This window comes from Chitinophaga tropicalis (assembly GCF_009758205.1).
Taxonomy (GTDB): domain Bacteria; phylum Bacteroidota; class Bacteroidia; order Chitinophagales; family Chitinophagaceae; genus Chitinophaga; species Chitinophaga tropicalis.
In genome coordinates this window covers 507,610-529,963 of record NZ_WRXN01000004.1, presented here as the reverse complement: position 1 = coordinate 529,963, position 22,354 = coordinate 507,610, and the positions used below count along the sequence as shown (strand labels likewise).

Genomic DNA, 22,354 nt, shown 5'->3' with positions numbered 1-22,354 from the left:
ATGCGTTTGTTTTCACTGCATAGTTACAACTTCAGCAGAATAGCACAAACTGCATAACGGCATTTGTCGCAAAACACCTTGATATTGTCCGGATTCCCCCCGCGTCAGGGCTTATTCAGGCGTATATATGCCGGTTGGTCGCGGTCGCAGGTGATGGTTCCGTTTCTCAGTTGTAGTTCAGCAACCTGAATGACGCTTCTTCTGGCGGCTACTGATTGGTTAGGAGCAGGGTTTATTTTTGTTCTTCCCGGATGGGTAAAATAGAATACCCATGCTTTGTCCCCATTCACTATCACATCACAATGCCCGCCTATTGCTCCGTCATCTTTGCCTTTGCCCGGTTCTTCGAGTATTCTTGCATTGTGTTTCCATTTCAGCAGATCGTCAGACTGGTAAATATCCATTCCTTTCCATACATCAACGATCATCCAGTAGCTGTTCTTCCAGCGAAATACTTTTGGTCCTTCTCCTCTTGCATCAATAGCTTTGCCTTTATCTTCCCAGTGGAACAGGTCTTTACTATCGGCATAGTAAATACTCTTTCCGTCCTTTTCATTATTATACCAAAGGCGCCAGCTGCCATCGGGTAAGTAAAATACAGAAGCGTCAATAACGTTGTCATTAGCCAGTTTGAGAGTGGATTTATATTTCCAGTTCATCAGGTCGGTACTGGTTAAATGAACAATGTTCCTGGGATGGTTCCAGTTATTGAATATACCCGGCACATATGTAAGGTACATGTGATAAAGGCCATTGTGCTCAATAATATCGGGCGCCCAGAAGGTATATCCTTCGTCAGGACGGTAGTTGATATTGGCGGTATCAACATAGCGCCAGGTAGCGCCATCTGCAGATGTGGCTATGCCAATGTGAGTACCATGTACCCAACGAACGCCTGTTGAATCGTCAGTGTTGGCACGGCGGTTTGTATAGAACATCCACCATGCTTTCTTCTCTTTATTCCAGATGATAACAGGATCGGCAGCGCCATCATATACCGGGTCTGCAAAAACAGGTTTGGGGGCAGGATTGCTTTTTTGCGCCAGTATAGTACCGGTGCAGGCAATAGATATAATTAATGATCCCAATAATATTCCCAGTTGTTTATTCATATGGATTTAAAGGTCAGATTGACAATTATTGTATTCGGAAGACTACTAAGATAATACTATTTGAGATTATTTACATAACGTGAAAACAGATTGCTTTTGTTGGTGAAAGCAATCTGTTTAAGGGTGGGAAGTTATATTTATTTACCTTCAACCTTACCTTGCGGATCAGGACTTTCCATTAACTCCCTGCATGCCATCTCCCAGGAAGTATCTCCAGAATAGAGCGCACTGCGTAGATAAGCCCAGGTGAGCCGTTGTACTGCAGCAACCCGCTCCGGATTCTCATCTGATGTCTCCGTTACCAGGTACCCTGAAATCCCGCCAAGCAGATGCCCTCCTCCAAACAATGTAAGCAACCATTTATTACCCGGGCTTAATGTATAAGCATCGGTGAACCATTCCGGTCCGCGAACGGTCAGCGGGGAGTGATCATCATCACCTGCAACTACAAGTGCAGGCGTAGCCATCTCTGCATAGCCGGGATTCATAAACGGATAATGTTCTGCTGCAAAGGGACTTAGATCTTCGCCTCCCCGTCCGGCGGCACAAAGCAGCACACCTGCTTTGATCCGCGGGTCAGACATATCCTCACCAGGGCTGCCGTCAGGCCCAATGATCCGCGCTCCCAGCAGCATGCCTGTTGTTTGCGCTCCGAATGAATGTCCTGCTGCAGCTATGCGGCTCCGGTCTACGCGTTCGTTAAGTCCGGGCAGGGAATCTATGATCAGCTCTAATTGGTCAAGGATACGTTTCATATCCTGAACACGGAATTGCCAGATCAAAGGTGTACGGGCATCATCCGGGCTGAGGCCCAACGTTCTTGAATCAAGGAAAGTGGGCTGGATCACTACGAACCCCCGGGCGGCCCAGTAATTTACCAGCGGAGCATAGCCGTCCAGTGAAGAACCGTAGCCGTGTGCGAAGATAATAACCGGTAGCTGACTTCCGGTTATAGGTGCGGAGATCCGTACCTGTAGTTTTTCACCCCGTTCAGGTGGTGTTGATAATATAATCGGGCTTACTGAGATGACAGGAGTTGGTGTGTTGCCGGATACTTCCAATCCATTAGATTCTCTTTTTTCCATGAGCTTTGTTGCATTTGTTGATGCAAAGCTCCGGTTAAACAACAGGCATTTTTTAAGAGAATCAAACGGGAAATTATGATTTTCATACTTTCCCTTTACTCTTTCTGAAGGAATTTGGAGTAACGCCGCTAACTCTTTTAAAGTAGTTATTAAAGTAGCTGGGGTATTCAAATCCCAGTCCGTAGGCAATATCAGCTACGCTCCAGCTGGTGTGCTGTAACAGGGCTTTGGCTTCTGCAGCAATGCGTTCGGCAATATGCACAGATATTGGTTTACCTGTAACTTCTTTTACTGAACGATTGAGATAGTTGACATGAACAGCAAGGCTTTCAGCAAAGTCCTGGGCAGTTCTTAACCTGAGTGGATCTGCGGTGGTTTCTATAGGGAATTGTTTTTCCAGTAATTCCATGAACAGGTAGGTGATCCTGGTAGCAGCGTTCTTTTGCCTCAGCTCATTCTGGGGTCGGATCCTCAATGCCTCATGAATAATGAGATCTATGCAGCTTCTCAGCATTTCGTCCTTCCGGTCATAATCGCCGTTATATACAGATAGCATCCTTTGGTAAAGCCCTTCAATAAACGCTGCCTGTTCGCTGTTTACGGGAATCACAGGTATTCCTTCAAAGCGGAATATGGAAGAGTTCAGGAGGTTTTCTTTACGCTCCCTGCTTTCAATAAAATCTTCAGTGAACACGCAGGCATAACCTTTCTGTTCGGGGGAGAGGTGTTCACAGGAATAGGCTATATGTGGATTGGCAAAGAACAGGAAAGTATCTTCTATATCAATTGTCTGGTCGCCATAGCAAATGTTCATGTGACCGGTTGCCAGAACTATCTTATAAAAGTCCCGTCTGCCATAGAAGAGAGAAGGATATGCTGGTCCTGTGATCTCGTGGATCTTAAAACCTTTCATTTTCAATTCGGAACTACGGAAAGAAGCTACTTTACATTCAGGAATTCTGTTCATGCAGCAAAGTTAATAAAATCAAACCTTTTGATCAGGTGTCTAAACCGTAATTACTTGAATTTATATACTACCGGTAATTACCTTAATTTTTGTATATTCAATAACCCTTTTAACCCGGATCCCTATCTGCAGTTATACCCGAGCATTTACATCTGATGTCGCGCTTATTACAGTTAATGTAATATGTCACTACCCCATGCAATTTTTAACTTCAAAAATACCCTATCATGAACAAATTCATTTTCCCTCTTTTTACAATGGTACTTATCTGCCTGTTGGGTTGCCGTAAACCGGATAACGCCTCAGGACCTGACGTTTGCATTTGTAAGCTGACAGGTATTGATGACCAGGTGTCTGATTACAGCGTCTTTTTTGAGTATGACTCCCTTGGCCGGCTTGAATACAGGCGGGCCTCCTATGAAACCCGTTTAAGCCCGGACTATAAATTCATATATGATAGACGTGGCCGGTTATCACAATACATTACCAACGGGGGATCCTATAGTGTTGGCTCCCGGTTTTACGAATGGCACTACCTGTACTATGATGCCCGTGGCCGGATTACAAAGGATACCCTTTTTTACGATGGTGTGATTGGTGCTGACGGACCTGTATTCGACCCCCTGATGCCTCCGGGATATAACAGGTCAACTATAGGGTATGAATATGATTCCCGGAACAGGATGATACGCCGGAGCATGTCAGGCAATTCCAGCATCTATACTTATAATGCGCAAGGTAACCTGGTGACGAATGTTTATGGAGATTCACTGCAATACGATAACAAAGTAAATTTCAATCGTACTGACCCGGTTTTGCAGTTCATCAACAGAGATTATAGCGTGAATAACCCTGCAGGAGCCAGCTCATATAACGCATACGGTCTTCCCCTGGAATATTCTTATGTTCATGGCAGTACTGCAATTATCATTGACTATATGGGCTTTTATAATCCGGTATTCACTTACAGATGTAAATAAAGAGATTCACAAGACCATCTTTTTAATATATATATTCCCTGTTCTAATATATTTGTTTCGCAATCGGTTAGATAGCTGAAATAGCTGTATTTAATAACAAAAAATGAAACTTTTTTTGCAATCGGTAATATTATTGAAATGACTTTACTAAATTTATAGTAACCATTAAATATTACCGTTATGAAAACAGCTAAAACCCTAATGGAAGTAGCCAGAAAGGCTTCTTCCGGAGCGATGATCATTATGCTCCTTACAAGTTCACCACTTTTAACAAGTTGCAACAAAGAAAACGCCTCCGCCCCTGAACCCCCTGGCGAGCGGCAGACAGGATTTATTAAAGATGATGTCACACCGGAAGATCAGGGTACCATTAACGGCTACTTCTGGTCATTATACCGGGAAGGTGGTTCCGCAAGTATAACCCACGGTTCCGGAGGTAACTTTGCCATTAGCTACAGCAATGTCAACGATGTGGTTGGCGGTAAAGGCTGGAACCCCGGATCTGCCAGAACTGTAGGCTACAACGTTGGCGCCCTTAGCGGTAGCTATAATTTCGTTGGCGTCTATGGATGGACAACAAATCCGCTAATAGAGTACTATGTTGCAGAGATGGGTTCTGTAACGGGTGGTACCTATGTGAATACCATGAGTAGCGACGGTCATTCATATAGCTTTTATAAGTCACTGCGTGTTGACGCGCCTTCTATTATTGGAACTGCAACTTTCTGGCAGTACAAAGATACCTGGGGCGGAGCGTCAACCGCACAAAACCGTTCTGTAAACATGGCCAACCACATTAACAATTGGAGAAATACCGGCGGACAGGGATTTGGCAGCTACAATTACATGATACTTGCATTGGAAGCATGGGGTGGTAAAAGCGGGTATATAAATGCAACAGTGTGGTAATAGTAAAGGAGCCCGTTTCAATGAGCAAGCTACTGATCTTAGTTTTAACAGCAGTCATGGTTATTGCCAGCTCCTGTTCGCAGAAAGCGCCTGATAACCTTGTATTGGTAAAAGGCGGAACAATACCTGACTTTTATATCGGCATATACGAAGTGACTCAGAAAGAGTGGATCGAAGTAATGGGAAACAATCCTTCAGCATTCAAAGGCAGCAATTTCCCGGTAGAAACAATAAGCTGGTATGATTGCATCGAATACTGTAACAAAAGGAGCGCAAAAGAAGGGTTATCTCCATATTACAATATATACAAGGATAAAAAAGACCCGGATAATACGAATGCTCTAGATGATGTAAAATGGACTGTAACGGTCAATACAGAAGCCAATGGCTACCGGCTGCCCACAGAGGCAGAGTGGGAGTATGCTGCAGGCGGAGGCAGGAACAGCAAAGGCTACACATACAGCGGAAGTAATAATATAGATGAAACAGCATGGTACTGGAAAAATGCCGGAGATAAATACCTGGCAGGGACCTGGTCCTGGCCTGCGTTAGTAGAAAACAATAACAGAACAAGACCTGTTGGCGGTAAAGCCCCGAACGAGCTTGGTCTTTATGATATGTCTGGCAATGTAAGGGAATGGTGCTGGGATTGGTACGAGCCTGAAGGAACGGATAGCCCACAGGGGCGGATATGGAAGGGCGGTGGCTGGATCGGTGCCGATTTCTGCTGCAGGTTGTCTTTCCGGGCCAGCTACGAAGCAAATGGCAAAGGCCCCGATCAGGGCTTTCGTATATGTCGCAATGGCAATTAATATCATTAAGGAATGGGCAGGTTGTCTGCCCATTCCTTAATGATATCTGATCTTATGAGGTTTTGTTATAACTGAATGAATTTCCACTGCTGGTTATAACTTGAATTGCTATACCATTGCTGCATTGATGAACCGTTGGTAGTTTGTCCGCCGGTATCAAGGCATTTACCTGTGGTGAGGTTAACCACTTTATAATAACCATCACCGGTAGAAACAAATGTCCAGCGCTGGGTGTTATTGGAAAAACTTAAAGCTTTTTGTTGAACAGCCGAACCATCAGCAGTATTGCTGCCTACATCAAGGCAATTTTTCCCGGTAGCGCAACTCAATGTATAATAGCCTGCAGAATAGCTTACGTTCCATTGCTGATTGGAGCTTGTTCCATCCTGCCATTGAGCTACACTGGCCCCATCCGTTGTACTTCCAAGGTTATCCAGCATAAGGCCGCTTGCCCGGTTCTGCAGTTTAAATCTTCCATCAGAGATTGGTCCCTGCCATTTGGGGGAAGCAGTAAGCCCCCATGACCATCTGAACATATTGGCACAACCCGGATTCACTTCCACAAGATTATTGTTGGCCGAAAACCAGCGATATGTGTCAATGTCATTTACGCCCGACCAGGCAATAGTTCCTATCTGATTGTCTTTTGAATAAGCCAGGGACCCTGTCAGGAATGCCTGGTCTTCATATACCCCTGTATCCCACTGCCACCAGAAGCTGACATGACGGAACGTTTCAATGCCTACTTCCGTTATCACCGTTCTTGAAGCGTATGATCCCACTTTACCTGATACTATGTTATAGTAACTTGACCATACATTATAGGACCCATAAAACCACCAGTAACAATGAAGTCCAAGATATTGATTGGTTAACCGGCTGTCATTACCTACTGTGATCACTTCTCCTGCATACCCTGTACCATCTAAAATACATTTCCAGGAAGCAGGGCTAAGCTGATTTAAGAAGTTTGCATAAAGATTGCAGAGATCAGTGCCGGAATAATCTACAGGTTCATTGATCGGTTCATAAAGTACGGAACCATTGTTTTTATAAACCGTATCTACTTTTTTCCACATCGTATACCATTGAGTAGTGTCAGGTACATGATGCACCCCGTCAGGCCAATAGCACAGGATAACATTACAGTTTTCCGCTACTATCGCATTAATGGCCGCCTGGTATACAGGCCAGTAAGACGCGCTGCTGGCAGTTGACGGCGTAATAGGCATTCGTATGGTCGTGCCACCGGCCGCCTTTAAAGAATCGGCAATACGTTTTCCCACAGCTGCTGCATCCGTTGCTGTTATGGTTGATGATAACCCGCTCGGTGTAACAACCCTTGAAGGAGCTTCATTGCCATTAGGATCAGCCCAGTTAATTCCCCGCAGGCTATTCGTATTAGTGGGGGTACTGGTAGCCAGTGCGGTAAGTGATTTAGCCTGGATCTTTTCTATATCCGTTTCCTTTTTGGAACAACCGGATAAGAAGATCAGCAAACAAATGAGCTGGATTAGAGGGTTTCTTTTCATAACGGAGATATTTGGGTTTGATGATTAAATTCATACGGAACAAACTGCCTGTAGAATGATCCGGGGCTTTCAGACCCCGGATCACCTGGAGTTAACTAACATGACATCAGGCGTGTTAATAGCCCGGATTATTCGGAAGTAAATTTTTATTGATGTCTATATCGCCTTGAGGAACGGGCCACAACCATCCCTTTGTAGCGTCAAAAGTTCTTGTCTCCACCTTTATTTGCTTAAAGGTCCATGTTGCAGGGCTTGAAGGATCTGATAATAATGCTTTATCATAGCCATATACATCGTGCACAAGAGATACATCCTGCCATCTGAACATATCAGCATAGCGTGTTCCTTCGTTGTAAAACTCTACTCTTCTTTCGTGACGCACAATAGCCCGGAGCTGCGCCTGCGTTAAACCCACACCTTCAACAGACTCTACTGTCGGCATATTTACCCTGGCTCTTACTTTATCGATCAAAGTATATATCTCCTGGTCTGTACTTCCGGATTCAATAAGCGCTTCTGCACGCATCAGGTAAATATCTGCATAACGCATCAGGATCGTGTTAAGAGAGCAGTTATTGACATCTGCAATGCCCAGAGCGGCATACTTACGCGGCCGTGCACCACAAGGCACCTGGTCAAGGGAAGGGATGAATGTAGATGACCCGAACGATGAACCAGGCAATACCACTGATGCAGCCAGTCGCGGATCACGGTTCTTAAAAGGGTCCTGAGCGTTATAGCCTGAATTTGCATCTGTAATTGGCAACCCGTTCGTCATGTAATAGGAATTGATCAGGTCTGCTGTAACATTTGCTGTAGGCCAGCTGCTGAGAGATAAAGCAGAAGAAGGCCATGGCTGTGCCTGCGTTGTAGGAATATACTGGATGTCAAAAATAACTTCAACATTATTTTCATGAGCCTCGTCGAACATGCTTCCATAGTCTGTATATAAACTATATGCTCCCAGATCAATAACATCCTGTGCTGCCTGTGCAGCTTCCGCCCATTTTTGGTTATATAACAGGACTTTTGCCTTATAAGCAAGAGCTGCCCCTTTTGTGGCGCGTCCTACATCTGTTCCGGAATAGGAAACAGGAAGATTAGTAGCAGCATCATTAAAGTCTGCAAGGATCTGGGTAAGCACATCGCTTTTAGCGGTTCTTGATACATAAGACTCTGACAATGCCAGGACCTTCGTAATAAGCGGCACATCTCCGAAATATGTGATCAGGTCAGCATAAGCGTAACCTCTTAAGAATTTGGCTTCGGCGGACATTTGCGTCTTAACTGTTTCACTTACGGTTGCATTGCTGATGTCCTGGAGGAATTCGTTTGCCCTGGAGATAATTGTAAAGTCCATCGTCCATTTGGCATATGGCGCCCAGCTGGAAGCGTTGGTGAGCCATTCACCTACCTCTCTTGATCCCTGCCATGAATCCTGGCAGTAACCGTTATCAGACATATAATCGAACTGGTAAAAATGAGAAGGTGTTGCATTAGGCTGAATGGCATTATAAATGCCTATCAGTGCCTGCTTACATTGCGACTCATTTTGAAAGAAAGTAGAGGGAGAGAGCCTGTCTTTCGGCGTTTTATCAAGAAGATCTTTCGAACAACCAAACAAAGACAATGCAAAGAAGAAAAGAATTATTTTATGTATGTTTTTCATGAACTGCTCTTTTAAAAGTTAACACTTGCACCCATCGTCATTATACGAACCTGCGGAAAAGCCTGGGCCCTGGTCTGATCAACTGTTTGCTCAGGATCAAAACCTTTGAATTTCGTGATCGTGAAGGCATTTTGCACATTTCCATAGATCCTGAGTGTACTGATACCTGCCCTGGAAAGAATTTTCGGACTTACAGAATAGCCCAGCTCAATATTTTTCATACGCAGATACGAAGCATTCTCCATGTAAAAAGAGGAATGAATATTATTACGTGCGCCATCTAAGGTCAACCGTGGCAGGGTATTGGATGGATTATCAGGTGTCCATCGTTTAAGCCACCAGTCGCCCATATTTGCAAACCCGCTGAATGGAGTGGCAATTTCATAGTAAGTATATCCCTGCATGCCCTGAACGCCTTGTAAGAACATACCAAGGTCAAACCCTTTCCATTCCATATTAAGATTGAATCCATAAGTCAGCTTAGGGAACTGATTTCCTATTATTGTACGGTCATTATTCATGTCAACCACATGATCTCCGTTCAGGTCCTTATACTTGATATCACCAGGTTGTGCTGTATAGTTGGAAACCTGTACCACGTCAGGCTTAAGTGTATAGGCACGGCTTGCATGAGGTATTGACGGATCGCTGTTATTTTGCCAGGTGAAATCCGATATCTGGTATATTCCATCCATTTTATAACCGTAGAATGAATTGATGGCCGCGCCGGTCTTAATAGCTTTAGGTGAAGTGAGCTGTTCGGCAACATCCATTCTTGTTATCTTATTTATAATATGGGAAGCGTTTACTGTTGCTCTTAGCTTGAACCCGTTGGAAAAGGTGGTTCTGTAGGTTACCGCAGCTTCAATACCCTTATTCTGTACCTCACCCGCATTTGCATATGGTGCAGATTGAGCCATTGTAAGCGGTATAGACTGGGTCAGTAGTAAGTCCTTTGTTCTCTTGTCGAAATAATCGGCAGTGATCTCAAAGTTTTTCTTCAGGAAGAGGTCAATACCCAGGTCAAGTTGCTGTGCAGTTTCCCAGGTCAGATTTTTATTGGTCATAGAAGTAACAGCCACACCGGAATACAATGTACCACCAAGTGAGTAGTTCTGTCCGGATGACAGGATGTCGCTTCCGTTATAATAATTGTTTATGTTCTGATTGCCTAATCTGCCCCATGATGCACGGAGTTTAAGCAGGTCAAGCCAGGTCAGGCTTTCCATAAATCTCTCCTTTGATAATACCCAGCCTGCAGAGAAAGAAGGAAATGTTCCCCACCGGTGCGCTTTTGCAAACCTGGATGAACCATCCCTTCTGATGTTTGCTTCAAACAGGTACTTCCCGTCAAAAGCATAATTCAACCGCGCAAAATAAGAGCGTAATCCAAGGTCATAACTGCCCGCATTGTTTGTTTGGGTAGAAGGATCTCCAAGATTAAGCACACGTTGTGTGTTATTAACAAATCCTGAACGGTAAGCGCTTTCCCAATCATAGGTAAACTCTTCTTCAGAATAACCACCCAGTAAGTTAACTTCATGTTTACCAAGCACTTTGTTGTACTTTAACAATGAGGTCAGCAGGGTTTGAACGTCTGTCTCATTGGTAACATTTAAATTGGAGACCAGGTTGGTTGTAGTGCCGCTTTCATTATACAGGGTCACATTTGCATGAAATGCATTTGCTTTTGAAGTCATTACATTATACCCGTAAGTGACCTGAGCGCTCAGACCGTTTAAGATCTTATATTCGGCTTCTACCTGCCCGTTAAAGTTATATCGTTTTGTCAGCGCAGTACTGCCTTCTTTAATTTCACCGTAATAGTTCCGCTCTCCGTTAACAGATACCCATTGACCGGCAGCGTTGCGTAAAGGGTGTATCGGTGCAAGCGTTGCATACCATTCCGCGTTCCACAGGTCTGTTGGCTCATTTTTCACACCAAGATTTCCGGCTAACTTTCCTGAAAACCTGAGCCTTTTATTCTTCAGGAAATAGGCGTCAATATTTGACCTGAAGTCAGTCTTCTTATAGTTGGTCCCTACAAGGATACCGTCCTGGTTCAGGCGGCCAAGCATAAACGCATAGTTTACATTGTCGTTTCCCCCTGAAATGCTTACCCGGTGATTCTGAATATTGGCATTGCCATAGTACACTTTGAAATAATTGATATCAGGATACATCAGGTCATTATTCGCTGCGTACTTTTGAATAATAGAGTCTGCATATTTGGCTGTCCCGCCGGAATTTATGGATGCCTCATTATAAAGTGTTGTATAGTCCACAGCGTTCAGAACATGTGGTAGCCTGGTAGGGCTTTGTGAGCCATAAAAGGCCGTATAATTTACCCGCAGTTTACTTGCCGAGCCCCTTTTGGTCGTGATCAGGACTACGCCGTTGGCGGCCCTGTTACCGTAAATAGAAGCTGAAGCTGCATCTTTTAATACGGATATGGATTGGATGTCATTGGCATTGACATCATTTATGTTTCCCGGAAACCCATCAATTAATATCAGGGGACTATTATTACCAAACGTGCCTACGCCGCGAATGTCAATTACTGCACCATCGTCACCGGGCTTCCCGGAGCTTTGTAACGCATATACGCCGGCAACAGTACCCTGTAACGCCTGACCAGGATTTGTCAATGGCCGGCTCTCCATATCCTCCATTTTAACAACGCCAACCGAACCAGTTAAATTCGCTTTCTTTTGTGTACCATAACCTACCACCACGACCTCATTCACGTTCTGGCTGTTAGATACGAGCGATACATTCATCGGGCCATTGCCGCTTGCCACCAGCTCCCGTGTAAGAAAAGAGATATGATTGAATACAAGGGTATCGCCGATACCCGCCATAAGGGTGAACTGCCCGTTCTTATCTGTGACAGTACCCTGGTTGGTGTGTTTTACCCGCACCGTTACCCCCGGTAATGGGTCCGCGCCGGAAGCTACCTTGCCCGTGATCTTCGATTGCTGGGCAAAAAGTGTAACGGACGGAAATAGGAAAAGAAAGATGGTTAGGAATCTTTTCATAACGAGAATCTGTTTAAATAAATTAAAATGAATGGTAGGCCCCCGAATTTTTGAACTCAGTTTTATAGAGACACTTACAAAAATAACTCTCCAGGGATAGTGAAAACAGGGGTAATTCGTTTAAAAAAGGGGGTAAAATCATATTTTATGAACGCTGCGAATGTATAGGGGATACGCTCTTTTTTTTGTACAAAAGTGACCTGTTTTTGGGGATGTTCTTCGAGTGTGTGAATTTTGATGTCTAATTGACAATTAATGGCGACGAATGCGCTGGTTTACAGAAGGTAATTCTCCGGTCAGAATATTAATCCCATTTTCAACAATTTGTTTTGTAAATTATCTTACTTAAACCATATACAATGACAAAACGGGAAATAACGCTCATTTGTATAACTGCACTGATAATGTGCATACCAATCGCCATTGTTGCCCGCAAAGCCCAGCAGCCTCCCTTGACATCTGCTATATATGACTGGAACGACATCAGGGAGGAACGTACTAAAACAGGAGAGAAACGCCAGTTCTTTCAGTCATCTACGTTGACCTTAAATGAGCTGGAGCTGCATGTAACTACGTTGAATCCGGGAGAAGCGCCGCATCCGCCGCATCAGCACCCTGACGAAGAGCTGATCATCGTTAAAGAGGGAATGGTCGAATCGACCGTAAATGGGATCACGAAACGTGTTGGCCCGGGTTCTGTCATTTTCCAGGCATCCAATCAATTACATGGTATCAGAAATGTAGGTACTACTAAAGCGGTATACCATGTTATTAAATGGAAGACAGAAAAGACACCTGACGCTAAATAATTAATGCGGGACACTATTAATGGATAATGTTCCGCATTATAAACTTATCAAACCGGGTCCTAACGTTGACTATATTGCAGGGCAGGAGGGATCACGATCGGATCTTTGGTCTCCAGGGTACCTGGGGTAAGGTATGATAACCTTAATTTAAAGTCTTCATTTTTATGCAGGTATTCCAGTTTAATGGGATGAAATCCTTTTTCCAGGGGTAATATGTATGAATACGTCCGGTTGGTGTACCAGCCTTCCCATTGTATCAGTAACTGGTTATCAAGGTACAGTTTCGAACCTTTGTCGGCATCCAGGATAAAAATATAATATCCGTCTTCTTTGGCTTCCAGCAATCCGTCAATGACCAGCGCGTACTTATTTTTCCGTGGTAGCTTATCTATGTCAAAATCGGCTCCGGTTATTCCTTCCTGCTGTGGTTTCAGATTCCTGAAGTTCGTGGTGCTATCCCATTCACCTTCATAATAGGCATAATGAAAGCCGCCGGGTTGTATATTCTTTTGCCTGGAACCAGATTGTAAAGCTTTGGTTACTTTAAAATCTCCGGTTTTGATCTTATCGTAACGTGCCCGGTTGGTGAACTGTTTTATGGTAAGTTTTGTCGCATCAGTTATACTGATCTCAGATTGTATTGCTGAAGAGGAGGCAGTTGGTTCGGTACCGTCCAGGGTGTAGTGAGTTTTAGTGGTATCGCCAAAGTACCATACTTTGAGAGGCTTGTTTTTTAAAACGAGGCCGTTCATAGGATGAAATTCAATCTGGCCGTTACGCCATCCATAGGCAAATTTCAAACCGTCGTAAATGCTTTTTAGCCTTATTGAGCTATGTGTTTCATCGGCATAATTAATATGTTTCCAGGCTAGTCCTGCGGGCGCCATTTTGTTAAGGATGCTATCCATAGAAGCGATCTTCATGCCTTCTCCGTCTTTACCTTCCCTGCCACTTATGAATAGTGTAATATTGGAACCGGCTAATGCGGGTAACTTGCCGGGGGCGATCTTTTGAATATACTCATTGCCCCACCAGAGACTGGGGTCGACAGCAATGTATGTTTTAAAGGTTTTAGGTTCATTCAGCAGGGCATTTATAACAAATAGTCCGCCAAGTGAATGCCCCCATAGCGTATTATCTCCGTTAGAGGGGTATTCTTTATTAATGTAAGGTATCAGTTCATCTTTAATGAAACTGAGGAAATTTGCTGCTCCTCCTGAATTTTTCCAGTCATCCAGGTGTGTAGGAGTGAGATCTTTGGTACGGTCTATACCCAGTACGCTGACAATTATAGTTGGAGGCATGTAGCTCTCGCCTTCTAAAAATTGCTGTACTTTTGTAATTAAGCCGGTATTCCAGTTACCTCCATCAAGTACATACATCACATCATATTTATGAGTACTCCCTGGTTTATAACTTTGAGGCAGGAAGACTTGCAAAAATCGTTTCTCTTTTAAGATGGTTGAGTTTATTGAATCAAGTTTGCTGATAGTGAGTACTTTTAGAACTGTATCCTGTGCTTGTACCTTACTGATAAATATTGTTGACAGGATAACAAATAGGAGGAGTTTAGCTTTCATTTAGAGTTATAGTTTGATTATCAATAATAGCCTATAATAATGCGACTATCAAATTACACATTGATTATTATTATTGCAACATTTCTTTGCCCCGGCATTTTAAATGCCGGGGCAAATTATTAATTAGCTGATAACACGATAATAGGTAGCTAAATCAGTTGAAGTAAGTTTTGTAAAACCAGCCTGGCGTAGCATAGTTACTAATTGCCCGCGATGGAAGGTTGAATGGTTAATAAAGTGAGAAAATGTTTGCCAGAATTCCATCCGCCCTTCTCTGCCTCCCGGCCATTTAAAAGTAACTTGCTGCTGATATTTTTCTTCAGGATATCTTTCAATGAGATCCTTCAAACAGGCGGATGATTCTTTCCAGATCTTTATCAGATCATTTTTCGTGCCTTTAAATCCGGCAGATAAGAAAACCGGATCAGGAACATTTTCCCAGTAGTCGATCCAGATCTTTTCAGCACTGACGATATGAGTTACGGTTCGTTTAATACTGCTGAAACTACTGATAATGTTCTCTTCCCACTGTTCATCAGTAATTTGGTCCAACCATTCAATAACAATATTATTTGTCCAGGTGTTGTAGTCAGCTAACTCTAAAAAATACTTTCTGTTCATCTTGTTTGAATTATTGTTCAAAGGTAGATGTGGAAACCGGCAGCAAATAATAGGTAACCGTTCAGAAAGTGTAGCCGGACGTTCAATCTGATAATTGATACTGTTTAGGAGTTAAACCGTAGATCTGTTTAAAGGATTGAATAAAACTGGAAAGGTTTTCATAACCAAGCTCATAATAGATCTCGCTCGCTTTGCGGTTATCCTGCCGTAACATTTTAGCCGCTCTTTCCATTCTTTTTTCCAATAGCCATTTGTTGGGACTGTTACCATAAATACGTGCAAACTTACGTTTGAATGAAGACAGGCTCATGTTACATAGAAAGGCAAGTTCTTCAACTGTGATATTGCTGTCTATATGAGAGGTAACTGCCTGGCGGACTATGAGATCTTCATTTGCTTCATAGCTCATATTTCTGATCTGCTGTATCTGTTCCGGGTAATGTATTGCAAGATATAAGAACAGCTCTTCCAGTTTTACCTTTTGCAGATGGGGATGTATGGAGTTGTCCCCGGTAAGCATGCAGTCAAGGGAACGGGTGAAATTCACCAGGAACTCATCTTTTTCAAACAGCAGGAATGGATGATTATCTGATTGTTTTGCCTGTTTGGCAAGCAATGAAAAATGGCGGGTATAGAAGTCAGATAGCAGCTTGCTATCAAAGAAGATGAGAATACTGTGATAATCTGCATCTTTTGCGGCGATCTTTTCGCTCATGAGGCAATTGCCGGCAGCCAGCATGACAAACTGGTGAGGCTTTATGCTGACCTGTGTACCTGCAAAATGAACTGTTTTTTCGCCTTTAAGCAAAAAGGTGAAGAGGTTTTGCTGCAGCATTATTTTTGTCCTCGCAGCGGGTTTATTTGTGCGGTAACGAAGAATGGAAATGTTTTCGTTATCTGATTTTAATGTTTTAGAAGGAGACATTTTAAGAGCAGCTATATTCGAAACGGTATCCAGATAAAGCAACGCCTCGCTTTTTGCGAGGCGTTGCTTTATTATAATATTATCTTGATTTCAATAATTCGATTGGCACAGGATGTTCCTTTAAGCTACGTTTGGCCTGTTCTATTTTTTTATTGAGAAAGGAGCTTCTACGCAAGTCTTCCTCGGAAAAACTTAGCTTTCCTACCACTGGCTTTTCCATTTTACTTAAGATTTTAGAAAACCTGGACGACATATTTTCTCTTCTTTTCATTCAAATTTATGTTTTTTTCTTGTGACTAAAAATTCTGTATAGTTTACCCCCTGCTGAAGATTCTCCCAACCAGAGGAGGTTAATCCTAATATATTAAAAAGCGTTTCGATTTCTTTTATATTAGCATTAATGCCCATTTGATACAATCTTGTTCTGGCAGGTGTACTCCCTTTCGCATATATAGCTACATTGCCAAAATGATCTGTAACGTCTAATACCGTACTTGCAACCGTTGCTAAAATCTTATCCCGATCAGCGTTATTTGAAATTGTCAAATCACCGACAGTCTGTAAAGCATCATCCCAATCGCCAAAACCTAAATTAAGAATAGGAGTTTCATCTGCCATTTTTCCTATCTCATAATATTCGATAATTTTTTTTATCCTCCCTTTCGGACCATGGCTTTCAAATTCAAAGTTAGCGTGGCTATTGTTGGTCTTAAATGGATACTTTTCTTTATTCATAACGCTGACGAAAATATATTTTCTTTACTAGCCATTTTCCATTCATTTCATTCAGTTTTTCTGTCACATAAATTAGAGAAGAATTAACTTAGAGATTGATTAAAACTGCACGGTAGATTTAAGTTGTAATATTCACCTGGTAGTATAGAGGATGCGGTTGTGCTTCTTCGCACAGCACAAATGCCGTGGTAAATTATTATGTAAACAAAAATCTCCCCCTTTTTTTTATTTTTGACTAAATGGGGGTCTTAACACATGCAAATGATAAAGAGTTAGTTGTCATGCTACAGGCGGGCGACAATAACGCCTTTACAGAACTTTATAACAGGTATAAAAGGCCCCTGATCCTGCACGGTTATAAGAAGACCGGCCATCTGGAGGATGCAAAGGAAATTGTACAGGAAGTATTTTCTACCCTTTGGAGTCAGCATGAACAGCTTCCCCCCATTCAGCACGTATCTGCTTATTTATATACAATGGTTCGTAACAGGGTGCTGAACTATATAGAACATAAGCAGGTGGAAGCCCGGTATGCTCTTAATTTTCAAAACTTTATAGATGAAGGGCTTAATACGTCAGACATCCAGGTCCGGGAAAAGGAATTACAGCAGATGATCGATAAGGAGATTGCTGCCCTTCCCCCCAAAATGAGAGAGGTCTTCATCCTGAGCCGCAAAGAATATCTTACCCACAAAGAGATAGCCGACAGGCTCAATATCTCTGAGTTTACTGTGAAGAACCATATCAAAAGCGCATTAAAGATCCTCCGTTTGAAGATTGGGCTATGCGCCCTCATTGCCCTGCAACAATTTTTTTAAAAATATTCATTCCCAATAGCCCTTCCCCCTTTTCTTCCTGTCATACATTATATGAGAGTATCATTTAAGGAGCTGCTACATAAGTATAATGCCGGGGAATGCACCCCGGAGGAGAGGGCCATCATCGAATCATGGTATCATCAGCTGGAATTACCGGGTCTGAAAGAGCTTACGGATGAGCAGTTGCTTGAAATAGAACAGCTTACCCCTTCTCTGCCGGCTAAACAGCGGGAACGCTTGCGCTGGGTGCCTGTGGCGGCAGCTGTAGCCGTATTGGTAACAGTGGGAGGATACTTTTTATACCACTCCGGGAGCGTCCCGGAACCTCAGCCACTGGCAATAATACAGGATGATGCCCTGCCCGGGTCTGATAAGGCAGTGCTTACACTGGCCAATGGCCAGCGCATCACATTGGCGGATGCAAAGAACGGGGAGCTGGCAAAACAGGGCGGCATAACTATTAAAAAGAAGGCAGACGGAGAACTGAATTATACCAACGGAGAGGAGCAGGATGAAGACGCCCTCTCTATGATCAATACAGTAAGTACTCCCCGGGGAGGAAAACACCATCTGGTACTGGCGGATGGAACACAGGTATGGCTGAATGCAGCCTCTTCTATTACCTACCCGGTGGCTTTCAACAACCAGGAACGGGAAGTGAAAATTACCGGAGAAGCCTATTTTGAAGTTGCACAACATGTGGGTCAACCATTCAGGGTTGTTTGTAAGGGACAAAGGATCGATGTACTGGGAACCCATTTTAACGTAAATGCTTATCCGGATGAACCGGTAATTAAAACCACATTACTACAGGGAGCTGTCCGTGTAACAGCCGATGGCGGCGAAAGCGCCCTGTTAAAGCCAGGACAGCAGGCAGTTTTGAACAGCCTGCAACATGTAACGGTAAGTTCCGTGATCCCTGAAACGGCGATTGACTGGAAAGAGGGCGATTTTATATTTAAGAATGAGACCCTGCCCGATATTATGCGGAAGGTATCCAGGTGGTACGATGTGGATGTGGATTATGGACATTATAACAATAGTAAGCTGACTTTTAGCGGAGAGGTATCCCGGTCCCGGAACCTGTCTGTAGTACTAAAAATGCTGGAAGCTACTGCGGCGGTAAAATTTACGGTGAAGAACAACCATATTACTATAGCCGACAAATAAGATCGTAATTAATTTATCAACCAACACATTAAATACTATGACGGTAGTTCAATAATCACCTACGCCTCTGGGGAAAGGCTGAGCAAAAATAAACAACCGGAAGTGGTGGAACACTCCCGGTTAAGGATTTACGCTTAGCTACTGATACCGGTGTGGCCGGTCTCGGGCTAAACATTATTCATTAAACATTATTCGCGTTGCACGCACGGCTTCGTGGGCAGGGCTGCTTTGCGAATTAACTCAACCAAAATTATGAATTTTTGTCCTGAAAAATCAGGCAGGTGGAAAACCTGCGCATTAATGTCCTTGCGCATTATGAAATTGATCGTACTCATCCTTACTACAATTGGCATTGTACAGGCAAGTGCTACCAGCTATGCACAAAAGGTCACACTTAATATGGAAAAGACACCGCTGTCACAGGTATTTAAGGAGATCAGGAAACAAACCGGGTATGATTTCTTTTATACCGATGATATCTTGAATACCAGTAAACCGGTAACCATTCATGTGAAGGACCTTGACCTCCCGGCAGTACTCAGTAAATGCCTGGCAAACCAGCCGCTTACTTACAGCATTGAGAACAGTATTATCCTGATCCATGCTAAGCCCGTAACCAGAGAGCCTGCACCTCCCGGGATAGTGACAGGTACGGTGACGGATGAACATAATAATTCCCTTGCGGGCGTAACTGTAAAGGTGAAAGGAGAGCTCCAGCGGATGACCCTGACCAATGAAAAAGGTACTTTTTCGCTCATTGTTCCAGACGGGAAGGCCATCCTGCAGTTTTCTTATGTGGGCTTTGTAAGCAGGGAAATAGCTGTAGCCCGTATCACTGAGCCCTTAAAGGTGGTTCTGCGGGTGGATATAGGAGACCTGGACCAGGTGCAGGTCATTGCTTATGGTTCTACCACCAAACGGTTTAATACAGGGGATGTAACAACCATTACAGCTAAAGATATTGCAAAGAATCCTGTCAACAATGTACTGGAAGCATTACAGGGAAAAGTACCAGGGTTATTCATTCAACAGGTGACCGGCCAGCCCGGAGGCGCTTTCTCACTCCGGTTGCGGAATGCGGCCAACTTTAGCTCAACAGCGCCACCTCCGCTGATAGTAGTAGACGGTGTGACCTATCCGGGAGCAAAGCTGCCTATGGAAACAAATACACTTTATGGCACCGGCAACTTTTTACAGGGAGGTAATGGTCTGAATTTCTTAAACCCCAATGATATTGAGAGCATCAGCGTGCTGAAGGATGCAGATGCAACTTCCCTGTATGGTGCAGAAGGTGCTTATGGCGTGGTCCTCATTACAACTAAAAAGGCAAAGCCCGGACCGGCTACACTGAATGTGAATGTGTATGATGGTGTTTCTATGTTAGGACAACATGTAAAGCCGATGAATACCGCTCAATACCTCACACTTCGCCGGGAGGCACTAAAGAATGATGGTAGCACTGTAGGCGCCGGAGACCCTGATCTGAACGGAACTTACCCACTGGATAGAGATAACGATTATCAAAAGGAGATGTTGGGAAGCCTGGCACAAACAGCTAATTTAAATGTTACTTATGGAGGCGGTACACAAACTACCAGCTATATGGTAAGCGGTAGTCTCCGTAAGACCGGGAACATCCAGGTACATAAAGGCTCAATGGTGGATGGTTCTATGCACTTTTCCATCAATACCAATACGAAGGATAACAAATTCAGCTATGCAATTTCAGGTACTTATCTTTCCAGCGTGAATGATATGGTACCAATAGACTTTTCATCTGTAGCGGTATTCACACCACCCAATGCACCTCCCCCTTTCCTTCCTGATGGAACTGTGAACTGGGAAAATCCGAACAGTGCGGTGGCTGCAGATATAAACCGTACTTACCGTAATGTGACCAACAACTTACTTGCTAACACGAACCTTATTTACCGGCCTTTCAAACATGTTGCATTACGGATGAACCTGGGGTACAGCAATATCAACGGGCAGCAGTTAATGGGATACCCTACCACGGCTATGCCTCCAAACAAGGTAGATGCCGCAGCCAGTACATATAGCAGCTTTCATCATTTTCAAACACGTAATGTGACGCTTGAGCCTTATGCAGAGTATAATAATAGCTTCTGGCAGAAAGGGGAGTTCAGCTTTAAAATTGGTGGAAAGCTGGATAACAATCTCAGTACTGTCGATGAGATCTCGGGTCAGGGCTTTCCCTCCGATGCTTTGCTCAGCAATCCTTCTGTAGCTACATCTGTGTCGACCGTCTACCGTCAGACACCTTACCGGGATATAGGTATGTATGCGATCATGAAATACATCTGGGACCAGAAATATATCATTAACCTCAATGGAAGGCGGGATGGCTCTACCCGTTTTGGCCCCGGCAAAAAGTTTGGCACTTTCGGATCTGTAGCTGCTGCCTGGATTTTCAGTGAAGAGCCCTTTATCAAATACAACCTGCCGTTTCTGAGTTATGGAAAGATGCGTGCCAGTACAGGTATTATAGGTGGAGATGCCGTGGGGGACTTTGCATACCTGAGCAAGTATGTGGCCGGATCCGGCACTTATGCGGGAAAGACGACCCTTAACCCGGGCAGCCTGGCCAACCCTGCTCTCAGCTGGGAACATAACAGGAATACTGAAGTAGGGTTGGAACTGGGCTTCTTTAAAGACAGGGTGCATGTGGAAGGAAATTATTACCGGAATATCGCTTCAAATCAATTGATGAATATACCGCTGTCCACGGTAACGGGCTTTGGTGGCTATCCTGTGAATACAGATGCGGTGATCCGCACCAGCGGATGGGAGATGAGCGTGAGCACCAACAATATCCGGAAAAAGAATTTTAACTGGACCACGCGGTTTAATATATCTATCCCAACCAGTAAGCTGGTGAAGCTCCCTACTTACCGGAACCTGGGAATTAACTATGTACTTGATAAACCGGTTACCGGTATCAGGTTGTTCAACTATGCCGGTGTAAACCCGGAAACAGGATATTTCAGTTATGTCAATGCCAAGGGAGAGAAGGCCGATTATCAGGCTATGGAATTGACGGACGCAGATAAAACACAGTTTGTGGACCTGGCGCCTAAATATTATGGAGGGATCGAAAATACATTTACATACAAACATCTGTCACTGGATTTTTCTTTCGTTTTTACCAAGCGGACGGCGATGAATGGATTAGCACAGAACGGATTTGCAGTGGGCTACTACGGCTTGAACGGCCCTACCTACTGGCTGGACCGCTGGCAAAAACCAGGAGATATTACTGAAGTGCCGCGTATGAGCGCCTCTATAATGAACCTGATCAACTTCTCGCAATTATATGTGAATAGCTCCGGAGCTTATAGTGATGCCACTTATGCAAGATTACAGAACGTGAGCATCCGGTATAATTTCACCGGTGCAGTAATCTCAAAATTACACGTGAAAGACCTCTCGGTGTATGTGCAGGGGCAGAACCTGTTCACCATTTCCAATCTTGGTGGTCTTGATCCTGAAAACCTGAGCCTGTCGGTAATACCACCAATGAGAGTGATCACCGGAGGTTTAAATGTATCCTTCTAACTAATTAACTGAGATG

Annotated in this window: 18 protein-coding genes; 7 read left to right on the top strand and 11 right to left on the bottom strand. The window is 43.8% G+C overall.

The genetic code is table 11. From position 1 onward, the window contains the following. Positions 1–104: 104 nt before the first annotated feature. From GO493_RS12455 to GO493_RS12445, 3 genes are all read right to left on the bottom strand, one after another. Positions 105–1,112, bottom strand: coding sequence for a family 43 glycosylhydrolase (locus tag GO493_RS12455; protein WP_157306488.1), 1,008 nt, complete (start codon positions 1,110–1,112; stop codon positions 105–107). Positions 1,113–1,249: 137 nt separating this feature from the next. Continuing rightward, positions 1,250–2,197, bottom strand: coding sequence for an alpha/beta hydrolase family protein (locus tag GO493_RS12450; protein ID WP_157306487.1), 948 nt, complete (start codon positions 2,195–2,197; stop codon positions 1,250–1,252). Positions 2,198–2,279: 82 nt separating this feature from the next. After that, on the bottom strand, positions 2,280–3,164 hold the full coding sequence (locus tag GO493_RS12445; protein ID WP_157306486.1) for a helix-turn-helix domain-containing protein: 885 nt from the start codon (positions 3,162–3,164) through the stop codon (positions 2,280–2,282). Between the two features lie 227 nt (positions 3,165–3,391). Between GO493_RS12445 and GO493_RS12440 the strand changes: the two genes are divergently transcribed. The 3 genes from GO493_RS12440 (at position 3,392) to GO493_RS12430 (ending at position 5,865) form a co-directional block, all read left to right on the top strand. Beyond that, a complete protein-coding gene (locus GO493_RS12440; protein WP_157306485.1) occupies positions 3,392–4,144 on the top strand; it encodes a hypothetical protein in 753 nt (250 codons plus the stop codon). A gap of 180 nt (positions 4,145–4,324) precedes the next feature. Beyond that, the gene (locus GO493_RS12435) at positions 4,325–5,053 is read left to right on the top strand and encodes a glycoside hydrolase family 11 protein (protein WP_198315697.1); all 729 of its coding nucleotides are present in this window, start codon (positions 4,325–4,327) and stop codon (positions 5,051–5,053) included. Between the two features lie 20 nt (positions 5,054–5,073). Beyond that, positions 5,074–5,865: a formylglycine-generating enzyme family protein gene (locus GO493_RS12430; RefSeq protein WP_157306484.1), complete on the top strand. Its 792-nt coding sequence runs from the start codon at positions 5,074–5,076 to the stop codon at positions 5,863–5,865. A gap of 65 nt (positions 5,866–5,930) precedes the next feature. Here GO493_RS12430 and GO493_RS12425 read toward each other — a convergent pair whose 3' ends face one another. The 3 genes from GO493_RS12425 to GO493_RS12415 all read right to left on the bottom strand — a co-directional run bounded on the left by GO493_RS12425 (position 5,931) and on the right by GO493_RS12415 (position 12,104). Next, the gene (locus GO493_RS12425) at positions 5,931–7,397 is read right to left on the bottom strand and encodes an RICIN domain-containing protein (protein ID WP_157306483.1); all 1,467 of its coding nucleotides are present in this window, start codon (positions 7,395–7,397) and stop codon (positions 5,931–5,933) included. A gap of 115 nt (positions 7,398–7,512) precedes the next feature. Further along, positions 7,513–9,066 carry a RagB/SusD family nutrient uptake outer membrane protein gene (locus tag GO493_RS12420; protein WP_157306482.1) on the bottom strand — a complete coding sequence of 518 codons (1,554 nt, stop codon included), beginning with the start codon at positions 9,064–9,066 and terminating at the stop codon, positions 7,513–7,515. A gap of 11 nt (positions 9,067–9,077) precedes the next feature. Next, a complete protein-coding gene (locus GO493_RS12415; RefSeq protein WP_157306481.1) occupies positions 9,078–12,104 on the bottom strand; it encodes a SusC/RagA family TonB-linked outer membrane protein in 3,027 nt (1,008 codons plus the stop codon). A 359-nt stretch (positions 12,105–12,463) separates the two neighbouring features. Here GO493_RS12415 and GO493_RS12410 point away from each other — a divergent pair, with 359 nt between their 5' ends. Beyond that, entirely contained in the window at positions 12,464–12,913 is a 450-nt protein-coding gene (locus GO493_RS12410; RefSeq protein ID WP_157306480.1) for a cupin domain-containing protein, read from the top strand. A gap of 59 nt (positions 12,914–12,972) precedes the next feature. Here the strand turns inward: GO493_RS12410 and GO493_RS12405 are convergent, their stop codons facing one another. From GO493_RS12405 to GO493_RS12385, 5 genes are all read right to left on the bottom strand, one after another. Continuing rightward, complete coding sequence (locus tag GO493_RS12405) at positions 12,973–14,493, bottom strand: alpha/beta hydrolase-fold protein (protein ID WP_157306479.1); 1,521 nt, start codon at positions 14,491–14,493, stop codon at positions 12,973–12,975. 123 nt (positions 14,494–14,616) lie between these two features. Beyond that, complete coding sequence (locus GO493_RS12400) at positions 14,617–15,114, bottom strand: DinB family protein (protein ID WP_157306478.1); 498 nt, start codon at positions 15,112–15,114, stop codon at positions 14,617–14,619. Positions 15,115–15,196: 82 nt separating this feature from the next. Next, positions 15,197–15,949: a helix-turn-helix transcriptional regulator gene (locus GO493_RS12395; protein WP_232538822.1), complete on the bottom strand. Its 753-nt coding sequence runs from the start codon at positions 15,947–15,949 to the stop codon at positions 15,197–15,199. A 169-nt stretch (positions 15,950–16,118) separates the two neighbouring features. Then, positions 16,119–16,310, bottom strand: coding sequence for a hypothetical protein (locus GO493_RS12390; protein ID WP_157306476.1), 192 nt, complete (start codon positions 16,308–16,310; stop codon positions 16,119–16,121). Continuing rightward, entirely contained in the window at positions 16,307–16,774 is a 468-nt protein-coding gene (locus GO493_RS12385; protein ID WP_157306475.1) for a DUF6934 family protein, read from the bottom strand. The genes GO493_RS12390 and GO493_RS12385 overlap by 4 nt, the downstream gene beginning before the upstream one ends. Before the next feature lie 239 nt (positions 16,775–17,013). On the opposite strand from GO493_RS12385, the gene GO493_RS12380 reads away from it, so the two are divergent. The 3 genes from GO493_RS12380 to GO493_RS12370 all read left to right on the top strand — a co-directional run bounded on the left by GO493_RS12380 (position 17,014) and on the right by GO493_RS12370 (position 22,338). Continuing rightward, positions 17,014–17,592: an RNA polymerase sigma-70 factor gene (locus GO493_RS12380; protein ID WP_157306474.1), complete on the top strand. Its 579-nt coding sequence runs from the start codon at positions 17,014–17,016 to the stop codon at positions 17,590–17,592. A 51-nt stretch (positions 17,593–17,643) separates the two neighbouring features. Next, positions 17,644–18,762 carry a FecR family protein gene (locus tag GO493_RS12375; protein ID WP_157306473.1) on the top strand — a complete coding sequence of 373 codons (1,119 nt, stop codon included), beginning with the start codon at positions 17,644–17,646 and terminating at the stop codon, positions 18,760–18,762. Positions 18,763–19,077: 315 nt separating this feature from the next. Beyond that, complete coding sequence (locus GO493_RS12370; RefSeq protein WP_198315695.1) at positions 19,078–22,338, top strand: SusC/RagA family TonB-linked outer membrane protein; 3,261 nt, start codon at positions 19,078–19,080, stop codon at positions 22,336–22,338. Positions 22,339–22,354: the final 16 nt, after the last annotated feature.

Excerpts from the sequence above, each read along its gene's own strand:
- GO493_RS12455 (WP_157306488.1), bottom strand. The coding sequence starts at position 1,112 with ATGAATAAACAACTGGGAATATTATTGGGATCATTAATTATATCTATT.
- GO493_RS12450 (WP_157306487.1), bottom strand. The coding sequence starts at position 2,197 with ATGGAAAAAAGAGAATCTAATGGATTGGAAGTATCCGGCAACACACCA.
- GO493_RS12445 (WP_157306486.1), bottom strand. The coding sequence starts at position 3,164 with ATGAACAGAATTCCTGAATGTAAAGTAGCTTCTTTCCGTAGTTCCGAA.
- GO493_RS12440 (WP_157306485.1), top strand. The coding sequence starts at position 3,392 with ATGAACAAATTCATTTTCCCTCTTTTTACAATGGTACTTATCTGCCTG.
- GO493_RS12435 (WP_198315697.1), top strand. The coding sequence starts at position 4,325 with ATGAAAACAGCTAAAACCCTAATGGAAGTAGCCAGAAAGGCTTCTTCC.
- GO493_RS12430 (WP_157306484.1), top strand. The coding sequence starts at position 5,074 with ATGAGCAAGCTACTGATCTTAGTTTTAACAGCAGTCATGGTTATTGCC.
- GO493_RS12425 (WP_157306483.1), bottom strand. The coding sequence starts at position 7,397 with ATGAAAAGAAACCCTCTAATCCAGCTCATTTGTTTGCTGATCTTCTTA.
- GO493_RS12420 (WP_157306482.1), bottom strand. The coding sequence starts at position 9,066 with ATGAAAAACATACATAAAATAATTCTTTTCTTCTTTGCATTGTCTTTG.
- GO493_RS12415 (WP_157306481.1), bottom strand. The coding sequence starts at position 12,104 with ATGAAAAGATTCCTAACCATCTTTCTTTTCCTATTTCCGTCCGTTACA.
- GO493_RS12410 (WP_157306480.1), top strand. The coding sequence starts at position 12,464 with ATGACAAAACGGGAAATAACGCTCATTTGTATAACTGCACTGATAATG.
- GO493_RS12405 (WP_157306479.1), bottom strand. The coding sequence starts at position 14,493 with ATGAAAGCTAAACTCCTCCTATTTGTTATCCTGTCAACAATATTTATC.
- GO493_RS12400 (WP_157306478.1), bottom strand. The coding sequence starts at position 15,114 with ATGAACAGAAAGTATTTTTTAGAGTTAGCTGACTACAACACCTGGACA.
- GO493_RS12395 (WP_232538822.1), bottom strand. The coding sequence starts at position 15,949 with ATGCTGCAGCAAAACCTCTTCACCTTTTTGCTTAAAGGCGAAAAAACA.
- GO493_RS12390 (WP_157306476.1), bottom strand. The coding sequence starts at position 16,310 with ATGAAAAGAAGAGAAAATATGTCGTCCAGGTTTTCTAAAATCTTAAGT.
- GO493_RS12385 (WP_157306475.1), bottom strand. The coding sequence starts at position 16,774 with ATGAATAAAGAAAAGTATCCATTTAAGACCAACAATAGCCACGCTAAC.
- GO493_RS12380 (WP_157306474.1), top strand. The coding sequence starts at position 17,014 with ATGGGGGTCTTAACACATGCAAATGATAAAGAGTTAGTTGTCATGCTA.
- GO493_RS12375 (WP_157306473.1), top strand. The coding sequence starts at position 17,644 with ATGAGAGTATCATTTAAGGAGCTGCTACATAAGTATAATGCCGGGGAA.
- GO493_RS12370 (WP_198315695.1), top strand. The coding sequence starts at position 19,078 with ATGAAATTGATCGTACTCATCCTTACTACAATTGGCATTGTACAGGCA.